This window comes from Pseudomonas sp. S1_G07, from assembly GCF_054668565.1.
Genome location: NZ_CP162778.1, coordinates 506,016 through 518,457, shown reverse-complemented (window position 1 = coordinate 518,457; position 12,442 = coordinate 506,016). Strand labels below are relative to the sequence as shown.

The 12,442-nt window shown below is 62.0% G+C and carries 11 protein-coding genes; 7 read left to right on the top strand and 4 right to left on the bottom strand.

What is annotated here, in order from left to right; translation table 11 throughout:
• Window positions 1-36: 36 nt before the first annotated feature.
• Together AB4O05_RS02455 and AB4O05_RS02450 are read right to left on the bottom strand one after the other, a co-directional pair.
• Entirely contained in the window at window positions 37-924 is an 888-nt protein-coding gene (locus AB4O05_RS02455; protein WP_460133396.1) for a beta-keto acid cleavage family enzyme, read from the bottom strand.
• Between the two features lie 74 nt (window positions 925-998).
• Window positions 999-1,943, bottom strand: coding sequence for a choline ABC transporter substrate-binding protein (locus AB4O05_RS02450; RefSeq protein ID WP_460133398.1), 945 nt, complete (start codon window positions 1,941-1,943; stop codon window positions 999-1,001).
• 193 nt (window positions 1,944-2,136) lie between these two features.
• Between AB4O05_RS02450 and AB4O05_RS02445 the strand changes: the two genes are divergently transcribed.
• Together AB4O05_RS02445 and AB4O05_RS02440 are read left to right on the top strand one after the other, a co-directional pair.
• Window positions 2,137-3,081 carry a GlxA family transcriptional regulator gene (locus AB4O05_RS02445; protein ID WP_460133400.1) on the top strand — a complete coding sequence of 315 codons (945 nt, stop codon included), beginning with the start codon at window positions 2,137-2,139 and terminating at the stop codon, window positions 3,079-3,081.
• Between the two features lie 68 nt (window positions 3,082-3,149).
• Entirely contained in the window at window positions 3,150-4,328 is a 1,179-nt protein-coding gene (locus AB4O05_RS02440) for an AAA family ATPase (RefSeq protein ID WP_460133401.1), read from the top strand.
• Between the two features lie 128 nt (window positions 4,329-4,456).
• Here the strand turns inward: AB4O05_RS02440 and AB4O05_RS02435 are convergent, their stop codons facing one another.
• Both AB4O05_RS02435 and AB4O05_RS02430 read right to left on the bottom strand, forming a co-directional pair.
• Window positions 4,457-4,873 carry a DUF3010 family protein gene (locus AB4O05_RS02435; protein ID WP_460133404.1) on the bottom strand — a complete coding sequence of 139 codons (417 nt, stop codon included), beginning with the start codon at window positions 4,871-4,873 and terminating at the stop codon, window positions 4,457-4,459.
• 40 nt (window positions 4,874-4,913) lie between these two features.
• Window positions 4,914-5,315, bottom strand: a complete 402-nt coding sequence (locus AB4O05_RS02430) for a lysozyme inhibitor LprI family protein (protein ID WP_460133407.1) — start codon at window positions 5,313-5,315, stop codon at window positions 4,914-4,916.
• 219 nt (window positions 5,316-5,534) lie between these two features.
• On the opposite strand from AB4O05_RS02430, the gene AB4O05_RS02425 reads away from it, so the two are divergent.
• The 5 genes from AB4O05_RS02425 (at window position 5,535) to etfA (ending at window position 12,437) form a co-directional block, all read left to right on the top strand.
• Window positions 5,535-6,512: a dipeptidase gene (locus tag AB4O05_RS02425; RefSeq protein WP_460133410.1), complete on the top strand. Its 978-nt coding sequence runs from the start codon at window positions 5,535-5,537 to the stop codon at window positions 6,510-6,512.
• 51 nt (window positions 6,513-6,563) lie between these two features.
• A complete protein-coding gene (locus AB4O05_RS02420; protein ID WP_460133412.1) occupies window positions 6,564-7,094 on the top strand; it encodes a DUF5943 domain-containing protein in 531 nt (176 codons plus the stop codon).
• Between the two features lie 15 nt (window positions 7,095-7,109).
• Window positions 7,110-9,170, top strand: coding sequence for a dimethylglycine demethylation protein DgcA (dgcA, locus tag AB4O05_RS02415; RefSeq protein ID WP_460133414.1), 2,061 nt, complete (start codon window positions 7,110-7,112; stop codon window positions 9,168-9,170).
• A gap of 103 nt (window positions 9,171-9,273) precedes the next feature.
• Window positions 9,274-11,217, top strand: coding sequence for a dimethylglycine demethylation protein DgcB (gene dgcB / locus AB4O05_RS02410; protein WP_460133415.1), 1,944 nt, complete (start codon window positions 9,274-9,276; stop codon window positions 11,215-11,217).
• Window positions 11,217-12,437: an electron transfer flavoprotein subunit alpha gene (gene etfA / locus AB4O05_RS02405; protein WP_460133417.1), complete on the top strand. Its 1,221-nt coding sequence runs from the start codon at window positions 11,217-11,219 to the stop codon at window positions 12,435-12,437. The genes dgcB and etfA overlap by 1 nt, the downstream gene beginning before the upstream one ends.
• Window positions 12,438-12,442 lie beyond the last annotated feature (5 nt).

Here is a 12,442-nt window from a genome sequence, read left to right as displayed (position 1 = left end):
CCGCTCGCACATTTTTGATTCGGTTTGGGCGGCGAGTCAGCCGCGCTTGGTCAACCCCATTTTCACGCGCCCTTGCGCCGGGGTCATGACCCGAGCCCCCAGGCGGCTGAGGATTTCACTCGCCCGCTCCACAAGCTGGCCATTGGTGGCGAGTACGCCTTTGTCCAGCCACAGGTTGTCTTCCAGGCCGACCCGCACGTTGCCGCCCAGCAGCACCGCTTGCGCCGCCATCGGCATTTGCATGCGCCCGATACCGAAACCGGCCCACACCGCGTCGGCCGGCAGGTTGTCGACCATGGCTTTCATGGTCGTGGTGTCGGCCGGCGCGCCCCACGGGATACCCAGGCATAGCTGGAACAGGGGGTTGTCGAGCAGGCCTTCCTTGATCATCTGTTTGGCGAACCACAGGTGGCCGGTGTCGAAGATTTCCAGCTCGGCCTTTACGCCCAGTTCCTGGATGCGTTTGGCCCCGGCGCGCAGTTGCGCCGGGGTGGACACGTAAATGGTGTCGCCATCGCCGAAGTTCAGGGTGCCGCAGTCCAGGGTGCAGATTTCCGGCAGCAGCTCTTCCACATGGGCCAGGCGCGTCAACGGGCCAACCAGATCGGTGTTGGGACCGAACGCCATCGGGTTCTCGCCGCCACCGATCTCCAGGTCGCCGCCCATGCCGGCGGTGAGGTTGACGATGATGTCGATGTCGGCCTCACGGATGCGCTCCATCACTTCGCGGTACAGGGCCACGTCGCGGCTGAACTTGCCGGTGTGCGGGTCGCGTACGTGGCAGTGCACCACGGTGGCGCCGGCCTTGGCGGCTTCAACTGCGGCCGCCGCGATTTGTTTGGGAGTGACCGGCACGTGTGGGCTTCTGGCGGTCGTGTCGCCAGCACCGGAGAGTGCGCAGGTGATGATGACGTCGTGGTTCATGGGGCAGGTTCCTTACAGGCGTGGTGATGCCGTTCGCGGTCGCCAATGACCGCGAAACGGTGATTCAAGAAGCGTTATTGACTGCTCAGTTGCAGGTTGGCCGCCGCCGGTTTGCCGTCGAAGGTGGTCACCCCTTGCAGCCAGCGCGCCTGGTCTTGCGGGTGATCCTTGAGCCACTGCCTGGCGGACTCAAGGGCGTCCTTGTGATCCAGCAGCGGCTGCATCATCCGGCTCTCGTCGGCGGCGGTGAAGGTCAGGTTGGTCAGCAGTGTGTGCACGTTGGGGCATTGTTCGGCGTAGGTTGGCGCCGTCACGGTCCAGACGGTGGCCATGCCTTCGTTCGGGCCCAGGGCATCGTCGCTGCCGGTGAGGTAAGTCATGGCGAGGTTGACGTTCATCGGGTGCGGCGCCCAGCCGAAGAACACCACGGCCTCCTTGCGGCGCACGGCGCGGTCGACCGCCGCGAGCATGCCGGCTTCACTGGATTCCACCAGCTGAAACTTGCCCAGGCCGAACTGGTTCTTGGCGATCATCGCTTTGATCTGGGTATTGGCTCCCGAACCCGGCTCGATACCGTAGATCTTGCCGCCCAGTTCTTTCTCGAACTTGGCAATGTCGGCGAAGGTTTTCAGGCCCTTGTCCGCCAGGTAAGTCGGCACCGCCAGGGTGGCGCGGGCGTCTGCCAGGCTGGGTTTGTCGAGGACTTTGACTTGCTGGGCATCGACGAACGGCGTGATGGTCTGGGTCATCAGCGGGTTCCAGTAACCCAGGAACAGGTCCAGGCGCTTGTCGCGGATACCGGCGAAGATGATTTGCTGGGAGGCGCTGGTTTGTTTGGTCTTGTAGCCGAGGCCGTCGAGCAACACTTGAGTCATGGCGCTGGTGGCGATCACGTCGGTCCAGTTCACCACGCCCATGCGCACGTTCTGGCAGGATTGTGCATCGGCCGCGAATACGCTGGTGCTCAAGATGGCGCTGGCGCTGAGTGCAAGTACACAGCGGCGGATCAGTCGGTTCATGGTGGATCCCTCGGCAGGTCGTTATTGTGGGGTCCGGCGTCTTTGTGCGCCGTGCAGCCACGTTACGCAAGCCAGGAGGCGACAAAACGCACGGTGGCGACCGGCTCTTGCACTGCAGCGACCTGCCCCCTTGAATCCGCCCCTGAACGGGAGTATCACAGTGCCACGCTGCCCGTCCGACGAGAGCGTCACCATGTCCCAGGATTTCTACTTTTTGCTGATGCCGGGGTTCTCGGCCATTGGCTTTATTTCCGCGCTGGAACCGCTGCGGGTGGCCAACCGTTTTCGCGGCGAGCTGTACCGCTGGCACGTATTGAGCGCCGACGGCGGCGCGGTGCTGGCGAGCAATGGCATGTCGGTCAACGCCGACGCCGCGCTGGAACCGCTGAAAAAAGGCGCGACCCTGCTGGTGGTGGCGGGCTTCGAGCCGCTGCAGTTCGCCACCCCGGCCCTGGAGCACTGGCTGCGTCGCCTCGACCATGACGGCGTGACCCTCGGCGCCATCGACACCGGCGCGTGTGTGCTCGCCGAAGCGGGCCTGCTCGACGGTCATCGCCTGACCCTGCACTGGGAAGCCATCGATGCCTTCAAGGAGTCCTACCCACACCTTACGGTGACCCAGGAACTGTTCGAGATCGACCGCCGCCGCATCACCTGCGCCGGCGGCACCGCCTCCATCGACCTGATGCTCGACCTGATCGCCCAGGCCCACGGCCCCGACCTGGCGATCCAGGTGTCCGAACAGTTCGTACTGGGTCGCATCCGCCCGCGCAAAGACCACCAGCGCATGCAAATCGCCACGCGCTACGGCATCACTAACAAGAAATTGGTGCAAGTGATCGGCGAGATGGAGCAGCACACCGAACCGCCCTTGAGCACGTTGGCCCTGGCCGAGGCGATCAAGGTCACCCGGCGCCAGTTGGAACGCCTGTTTCGCTTGCATCTGAACGACACCCCGAGCAACTTCTACCTCAGCCTGCGCCTGGAGAAAGCTCGGCAACTGCTACGCCAGAGCGACATGAGCGTGCTGGAGGTGAGCATTGCCTGCGGGTTTGAATCGCCATCGTATTTCACCCGCAGTTATCGGGCACGGTTTGCGAAATGCCCGCGGGAGGATCGGCGACGGGAGGTGGTTTGACGGGCAATTATAGTTAATTATACTCGTGACTATAATTTATAGTTCTTTCCATAATTGAGTATAAATCCATGTCCAAACAGAACGGCTTTGTATTCCGCCGTCCCACCCTGGCAAGCAGCATTGCCGACGGCCTGGTGGGCGCTGGTATCCAGGATTTCACTTCCGGCCTGTTTCTCGCGGCGCCGCGTCGTACGGGCAAAAGTACTTTTTTGCGTGAAGACCTGATCCCGGAGTGTCAGCTTCGAGGGTGGCTTACCGTGTATGTCGATCTGTGGGCTGACAAAGAGAAGGATCCAGCGGAGTTGATTGCCAGCGCGATTGCCGCCGCGCTGGTCCCCTATGAAAAGGGCATTCGCAAGCTGGCCAAGAACATTGGGATCGAGAAACTGAGCTTTCTGCGTACCCTGTCCTGGGACTTCAGCAAGCCTCAATTGCCTGTTGGCGCGACGTTGACCCAGGCCTTGGAGTTGCTCCACCGCGCGGCGGAAAAACCTGTCGTGCTGGTGATTGACGAAGCACAGCACGCCTTGACCAGCGACTCAGGTATCAATGCGATGTTCGCGCTGAAGGCCGCCCGGGATCAGCTCAATCAAGGCCGTGACGAGGACGGCAGCGGTTTGCGCCTGGTGTTTACCGGCTCCAACCGCGACAAGCTGGCCCATCTGGTCTTGGGCAAGAGTCAGCCGTTCTTCGGCTCCAGCATCACGCCGTTCCCGCTGCTGGGCAAGGAATTCACCCAGGCCTACACCCGCCACCTCAACGCGCACCTGGCCCAGGACAATCAATTCAACGCGGCGGATATCGACGAAGCCTTTGAGCTGGTCGGCCGTCGCCCCGAGATGCTGCGCACCATCATTGGCGAGGTGGCACTGGAGCTGGGCGAGGCGAGCAACCTGGGCCAGTTGCTGCACAGTCGCGCCGAACTGCTGCGCGCTGGCGTATGGACCGAGTTCGAAAGCGCCTGGAACGCCCTGACCGTTCCCCAGCGTGCGGTACTGAAAGTGATGGCGGAGCGCTTGCAAGGCAATGAACCCTTTGCGCCGTTTACCGACAGCACGATTACCGCGGTCAGCCAGGCGTTGGAGGATATGGGCAGCGATGTGGTGCCGGGTACCCAGACCATTCAGGCCTGTATCGATGCCCTGCGCGACAAGGAACTGGTGTGGAAGTCGAGCCGGGGCGGGTATGCCCTGGAAGACAAGTCGTTCGGGGATTGGCTGCTGTACAAGAACCGTACACCTGGCTAAAGACACTGCACACATCAAATGTGGGAGCGGGTTTGCTCACGAATGCAGTGAGTGTCAGTTGTTGCATTCGTGACTGACCCACCGCATTCGCGAGCAAGCCCGCTCCCACACTGGATGTTGTCTGTGGCTTACTTTTTCATCAGCGCCGAACACGCCGCTTTAAAGGCTTCATGCTGATACTTGTTCAACGTCGCCGGCAGTTCAAAGGTGTGCTTCTTGTTCTGCGCATTGATGGTCTGTGGCGACAGCAGCGTCACCTCAACCCCGTCCAGCAACTGAAACACCCCTTCAATCTTGAACGTGGTCGGGCCACCGGCGAACTCGCCTTTCTTGCTGCGTTTCTTGATAGCGATGCGGGTGATAGCGTTGGCCTGCACGAAGGCCTTCACCTGGGCGGCGAAGGCTTTGACGTTGGCCGCTTCATCGTCGTCTTCAAGTGCAATTTTCTTGGTGGCCAGGGCGACATGGGCTGGCGCCTGGTTGTCCAGGGAGGCAACGGCGATGAGGGCTTCGCTGCCTTTGATTTCGATGCCGCAGATAGTCATGAATAGCCTTGGTTAAGAGGAAAGTTGCAGCGATTGTCGCTTATTCCTGGCCAATCGACTCCAAAAACTCCGACCGCTCATCACTCATCCGCGCCAGGCAGTCATTCTGCGCAATCGCATAGGCCTTGGTGCCGGTCAACGCCGGGAAGGTGTCTACCGCGCAATCGGCGTCACGCAGTTTTTCCCACTTCTGCTGGGCATCCTTCAGACGAGCGGTAATGTCGGCCAGCTTGGTCTTGTCGCTGCCATAGGTGGAACCCATGCGTTCCAGCAGGGCCTGGTAGTTATCTTTCAACAACTGCTCAGCGGTGGTTTTGTTGTAAGTGGCGCACTCCAGGGTCTGCTTGTCGTTTTCGATGCCATCGCACGGCGTGCTGTCGGTGTCTTCGGCGGCGTGCACGCCGGTTGCGATGAGTGCCAAAGCCAGGAAAATCGATTTCATTGCGCCGTCTCATATCAGGTAATGGCCGAATTCTGGCTCAAGCGTAAGACAAATAACAGCCGCCAGTCAGACACCTCTTAACAGCCTTTGTCGCGGATTGACGCTTTCGGCAATTCCCCTGTCGTTTTTGCACCCGGCTCTGTCGGCCCCTGGGCATATGCTGGCCCCAAAGCGCCGGCAGACGATTCGGCGCATGAATCGCCAATAAGGGGACGCCTGATGAGCCCAGCGCAATTGCATGCAGACAGCATCGTTATCGACGGGCTGATTATTGCCAAATGGAACCGCGACCTGTTCGAGGACATGCGCAAAGGTGGCCTGACCGCCGCCAACTGCACCGTGTCGGTGTGGGAAGGCTTCCAGGCCACGATCAATAACATCGTCGCCAGCCAGACCCTGATCCGTGAGAACAGCGACCTGGTGATCCCGGTGAAGACCACCGCCGACATCCGTCGCGCCAAGGAGCTGGGCAAGACCGGCATCATCTTCGGCTTCCAGAACGCCCATGCGTTCGAAGACCAGCTCGGCTACGTGGAGATCTTCAAGCAGCTCGGCGTCGGTGTGGTGCAGATGTGCTACAACACCCAGAACCTGGTGGGCACCGGCTGCTACGAGCGCGACGGCGGCCTGTCGGGCTTCGGCCGCGAGATCGTCGGCGAGATGAACCGCGTCGGCATCATGTGCGACCTGTCCCACGTCGGCTCCAAGACCAGCGAAGAAGTCATCCTCGAATCGAAAAAACCGGTGTGCTACTCCCACTGCCTGCCGTCCGGCCTTAAAGAGCACCCGCGCAACAAGTCCGATGAAGAACTGAAGTTCATTGCCGACCACGGCGGCTTTGTCGGCGTGACGATGTTCGCGCCGTTCCTGGCCAAAGGCATCGATTCGACCATCGACGACTACGCCGAAGCCATCGAATACACCATGAACATCGTCGGTGAAGACGCCATCGGCATCGGCACCGACTTCACCCAGGGCCATGGCCAGGATTTCTTCGAAATGCTGACCCATGACAAGGGCTACGCCCGCCGGCTGACCAGCTTCGGCAAGATCATCAACCCGCTGGGCATCCGCACCGTGGGCGAGTTCCCCAACCTCACCGAGACCTTGCTCAAGCGCGGCCACTCTGAGCGCGTGGTACGCAAGATCATGGGCGAGAACTGGGTCAACGTCTTGAAGGACGTGTGGGGCGAATAAGCCAAACACCCCTGGGCAACACCACCACGAATTTTCTGGAGTTTAGTTTCCATGGCCAAGATCGCCCCGCAATTACCCATCGAAGTCGACAGCGAAACCGGTGTCTGGACCTCCGACGCCCTGCCGATGCTGTACGTGCCACGCCATTTCTTCGTCAACAACCACATGGGCATCGAAGAAGTACTGGGCGCCGAGGCCTATGCCGAGATCCTCTATAAGGCCGGCTACAAATCCGCCTGGCACTGGTGTGAAAAAGAAGCCGAATGCCACGGCCTGGAAGGCGTCGCGGTGTTCGAGCACTACATGAAGCGCCTGTCGCAACGCGGCTGGGGCCTGTTCAAGATCCAGTCCATCGACCTGGACAAAGGCACCGCCAGCGTCAAGCTCGAGCACTCGGCATTCGTCTACGTGTACGGCAAGGTCGGGCGCAAAGTGGACTACATGTTCACCGGCTGGTTTGCCGGCGCCATGGACCAGATCCTTGAAGCACGTGGCAGCAAGATCCGCACCGTCGCCGAACAAGTCTACGGAGGCTCCGAAGAGGGCCACGATGATGGTTTGTTCACCGTCAAGCCGCTGTAAGCCGAGGACCGTGCCATGGCTTTTGAAGCAATGTTCCAGCCGATCCAGATCGGCAAACTGACCATCCGCAACCGCGTGCTCAGTACCGCCCACGCCGAGGTGTATGCCACCGACGGCGGCATGACCACCGACCGCTATGTGAAGTACTACGAAGAGAAAGCCAAGGGCGGCATCGGTCTGGCGATCTGCGGCGGCTCCTCGGTGGTGGCCATCGACAGCCCGCAGGAATGGTGGAGCTCGGTGAACCTGTCTACCGACCGCATCATCCCGCACTTCCAGAACCTCGCCGACGCCATGCACAAGCATGGCGCCAAGATCATGATCCAGATTACCCACATGGGCCGACGCTCGCGGTGGGACGGCTTCAACTGGCCAACCCTGATGTCGCCGTCCGGCGTGCGTGAGCCGGTGCACCGTGCCACCTGCAAGACCATCGAGCCGGAAGAAATCTGGCGCGTGATCGGCAACTACGCCCAGGCCGCGCGACGTGCCAAGGCCGGGGGCCTGGACGGCGTGGAACTGTCCGCCGTGCACCAGCACATGATCGACCAGTTCTGGAGCCCACGGGTCAACAAGCGTACCGACGAATGGGGCGGCACCTTCGAGGGCCGCATGAAGTTCGGCCTGGAAGTGTTGAAGGCCGTACGCGCCGAAGTGGGTGATGACTTCTGCGTGGGCATGCGCCTGTGCGGTGACGAGTTCCACCCGGACGGCCTGTCCCACGAGGACATGAAGCAGATCGCCAAGTATTACGACGACACCGGCATGCTCGATTTCATCGGTGTGGTGGGCTCGGGTTGCGACACCCACAACACCCTGGCCAACGTGATCCCCAACATGAGCTATCCGCCGGAGCCGTTCCTGCACCTGGCGGCCGGTATCAAGGAAGTGGTCAAGGTCCCGGTGCTGCATGCGCAGAACATCAAGGACCCGAACCAGGCCACGCGCATTCTCGAAGGCGGCTATGTGGACATGGTCGGCATGACCCGTGCCCACATTGCCGACCCGCACTTGATCGCCAAGATCAAGATGGGCCAGATCGATCAGATCAAGCAGTGCGTCGGTGCCAACTATTGCATCGACCGCCAATACCAGGGCCTGGATGTGCTGTGCATCCAGAACGCCGCGACCTCCCGTGAATACATGGGCGTGCCGCACATCATCGAGAAATCCACCGGGCCCAAGCGCAAAGTCGTGGTGGTCGGTGCCGGCCCTGCCGGGATGGAGGCGGCGCGCGTGGCGGCCGAGCGTGGCCACGACGTGACCCTGCTGGAGAAGAAAGAATTTATCGGCGGGCAGATCACCACGGCGTCCAAAGCCCCGCAGCGTGACCAGATCGCAGGCATCACCCGCTGGTTCCAGTTGGAGCTGGCGCGCTTGAAAGTCGACCTGCGCCTGGGCGTAGCGGCGGATGCCGAGACCATCCTGGACCTGCGTCCGGACGTGGTGGTGCTGGCGGTGGGCGGGCATCCGTTTATCGAGCAGAACGAACACTGGGGCGCGGCTGAAGGCCTGGTGGTCAGCAGTTGGGACGTACTCGACGGCAAAGTCGCGCCGGGCAAGAACGTGCTGGTCTACGACACCATTTGTGAGTTCACCGGCATGTCGGTGGCCGACTTCCTGGCCGATAAGGGCAGCCAGGTGGAAATCGTCACCGACGACATCAAGCCGGGCGTGGCGATCGGTGGTACGTCGTTCCCCACCTACTACCGCAGCATGTACCCCAAGGAAGTGATCATGACCGGCGACATGATGCTGGAAAAGGTCTACCGCGAGGGCGACAAGCTGGTGGCGGTGCTGGAGAACGAATACACCGGCGCTAAAGAGGAGCGGGTGGTCGACCAGGTCGTGGTGGAAAACGGCGTGCGCCCGGACGAGGCCATTTACTACGGCCTCAAGGAAGGATCGCGCAACAAGGGCCAGATCGACGTCGAAGCGTTGTTCGCGATCCAGCCGCAACCGTGCCTGAGCGAGGCGGGCGAGGGGTACTTGCTGTTCCGCATTGGTGACTGTGTGGCGCAGCGTAATACCCATGCTGCGATCTATGACGCCCTGCGCTTGTGCAAGGATTTTTAAGAACAGTTGCGAGCCACGAGCTTCAAGCAGCAAGAAAGAGCAGTGGGTGACCGGCTTTGACTTGCCGCTTGTAGCTTAAAACTTGCCGCTTGAGGTCACCTCAATGTTAAACACCTTGCTGCCTATTCTCCTGTTCGCGGCCCTGGGCCTCACCGTTCTCGGTGCCCTGCGCCGAGTCAACATGTGGCGCCGTGGCCGGGCTTCCAAAGTCGACCTGCTGGGCGGCCTGCTGGCCATGCCCAAGCGCTACATGGTCGACTTGCACCATGTGGTCGCCCGCGACAAATACATCGCCAACACCCACGTCGCTACCGCGCTGGGCTTTGTGCTGTCGGCGTTGCTGGCGATCCTGGTACACGGCTTCGGCCTGCATAACCGCATCCTCGGTTATGCCTTGCTGCTGGCCTCGGTGCTGATGTTTGTCGGCGCCACCTTCGTTTACCTGCGGCGCCGCAACCCGCCTTCGCGCCTGTCCAAGGGGCCGTGGATGCGCCTGCCGAAAAGCCTGATGGCGTTTTCGGTGAGCTTCTTCCTGGTGACCTTGCCAGTGGCGGGTATTCTGCCGGCGGACTTCGGTGGCTGGTTGCTGGCCGCGCTGTTGAGCGTGGGTGTGCTGTGGGGCGTGTCCGAGATGTTCTTCGGCATGACCTGGGGCGGGCCGATGAAACACGCCTTCGCCGGTGCCCTGCACCTGGCCTGGCACCGTCGCGCCGAACGTTTTGGTGGTGGCCGCTCCACCGGTTTGAAACCGCTGGATCTGAGCGACAAAACCGCGCCGCTGGGCGTGGAAAAACCCAAGGATTTCACCTGGAACCAACTGCTCGGTTTCGATGCCTGCGTGCAGTGCGGCAAGTGCGAAGCGGCATGCCCGGCCTTCGCCGCCGGCCAGCCGTTGAACCCGAAAAAGCTGATCCAGGACATGGTGGTCGGCCTGGCCGGCGGCACCGATGCCAAGTTCGCCGGCAGCCCTTATCCAGGCAAGCCGATCGGCGAACACGGCGGTAACCCGCACCAGCCCATCGTCAACGGCCTGGTGGACGCCGAGACCTTGTGGTCGTGCACCACCTGCCGTGCCTGCGTGGAAGAGTGCCCGATGATGATCGAGCACGTCGACGCCATCGTCGATATGCGCCGCCACCTCACCCTGGAAAAAGGCGCCACGCCGAACAAAGGCGCCGAAGTCCTGGAAAACCTGATCGCCACCGACAACCCTGGCGGTTTCGCGCCAGGCGGTCGCCTGAACTGGGCGGCGGACCTGAACCTGCCGTTGCTCAGCGACACAGGCAGCACCGATGTGCTGTTCTGGGTGGGCGACGGTGCTTTCGACATGCGCAACCAGCGCACCTTGCGTGCATTCGTCAAAGTATTGAAGGCGGCCAAGGTCGACTTCGCGGTGCTCGGCCTGGAAGAGCGCGACAGCGGCGACGTGGCGCGACGCCTGGGCGATGAAGCGACCTTCCAGTTGCTGGCCACGCGTAATATCCAGACCCTGGGCAAGTACAGCTTCAAGCGTATCGTCACCTGCGACCCGCACAGTTTCCATGTGCTGAAAAACGAGTACGGCGCCTTCAACGGCAACTACCACGTGCAGCACCACAGCACCTTTATGGCCGAGCTGATCGGTGATGGCGCGCTGAACCTGGGCCAGCACAAGGGTAATAGCGTGACCTACCACGACCCGTGCTACCTGGGCCGTTACAACGGCGAGTACGAGGCCCCGCGCCAAGTGCTGCGGGCGCTGGGCATCGAGGTCAAGGAGATGCAACGCTCCGGTTTCCGCTCGCGCTGCTGCGGCGGCGGCGGCGGTGCACCGATTACCGATATTCCCGGCAAGCAACGGATCCCGGATATGCGCATGGAAGACATCCGTGAAACCGGCGCCGAACTGGTCGCCGTGGGTTGCCCACAGTGCACCGCGATGCTCGAAGGCGTGGTCGAACCGCGTCCATTGATCAAGGACATCGCCGAACTGGTGGCCGACGCCTTGCTGGAAGACGTCGCACCGACCAAAGCTCCCAACAAGCTTGAACCTGCGGAGGTGCACTGATGAGCGACATTATCCGCCGCGACCCACGGGCTGAATGGATCGCCCGCAACCGCCTGCACCCACTGCATGCGGCAATGCAGCCGGTACAACACAGCTGGATGGGGCCCAACGGCGTCATCCGCAAAAACGTGCATGGCGTGGGCTTTATCGGCCCCAACGGCATCAAGCGTATCGACCGCAGCGGCGCCCAGCAGGGCGGCGCGGCCAAGCGTACGGCGGCGGTGGAGGTGCAGTTGCCGCTGCATCAGGTGCCGGCACCTGCGTTCTATATCAACGTGGTGCCGGACATGGTCGGCGGCCGCCTGAGCAGCCACGACCGTGACCTGCTGGGCCTGGCGCGACAACTCGCGGGCAACGACGGCGCGGTGTTGGCGGTGGTGTTTGGCGAGCATAAGGAAAGCGCGTTTGCCACGGCCGGTGTCGACCGCCTGCTGGTGTTGGAAGGCCATGAGTTCGACGGTTATTCACCGGAGCAACGCGTGCAAGGTTTGCGTGCTGTGGATAACCAGTTCAACCCACGCCACTGGTTGCTGCCCGATAGCCGCAGCGGTGGGGGTGAGTTGGGCCGGCGCTTTGCCGCCAGCCTCAAGGAGCGCCCGGCCACGCGGGTCTGGCAGATCAAGGGCGAGGAGTGCATCGGCCGCGCCGGTGCCGGCCAGGAGGATTTGGTGCGGCCATTGCCACGCCTGATTCTCGCCGCGGTTGAATGTGCCGATCCGGTCAGCGAAACACGCCACGAAGCCTTGCCCGTGGAGTTATCCACAACCCTGGCTCGCAGCTTGCCGCGCATCGAAGACCTCGGCGCGGTGGCGGTGGACCCGGCAGCGATTCCCATGGCCGAGGCGGAGTTCATTTTCTCCGGCGGTAACGGGGTCAAGGACTGGGCACTGTTCCACCAGACCGCCGCTGCACTGGGCGCCACCGAAGGCGCATCGCGGGTGGCGGTGGACGATGGCTTTATGGCGCGTGATCGCCAGGTCGGCGCCAGCGGCACCTGGGTCACCGCACGCGTGTATGTGGCGGTGGGGATTTCCGGGGCGATCCAGCACCTGCAAGGCATTGGTGCCTGCGACAAGGTGGTGGCGATCAACCTCGACCCGGGCTGCGACATGATCAAGCGTGCCGACCTGTCGGTGATCGGCGAAAGCGCCGCGATACTGCAAGCCTTGATCGATGCGGTCGAGGCCTACCGCAACGGCGCCAAGCGCGATGCGGCTTAAGCAAA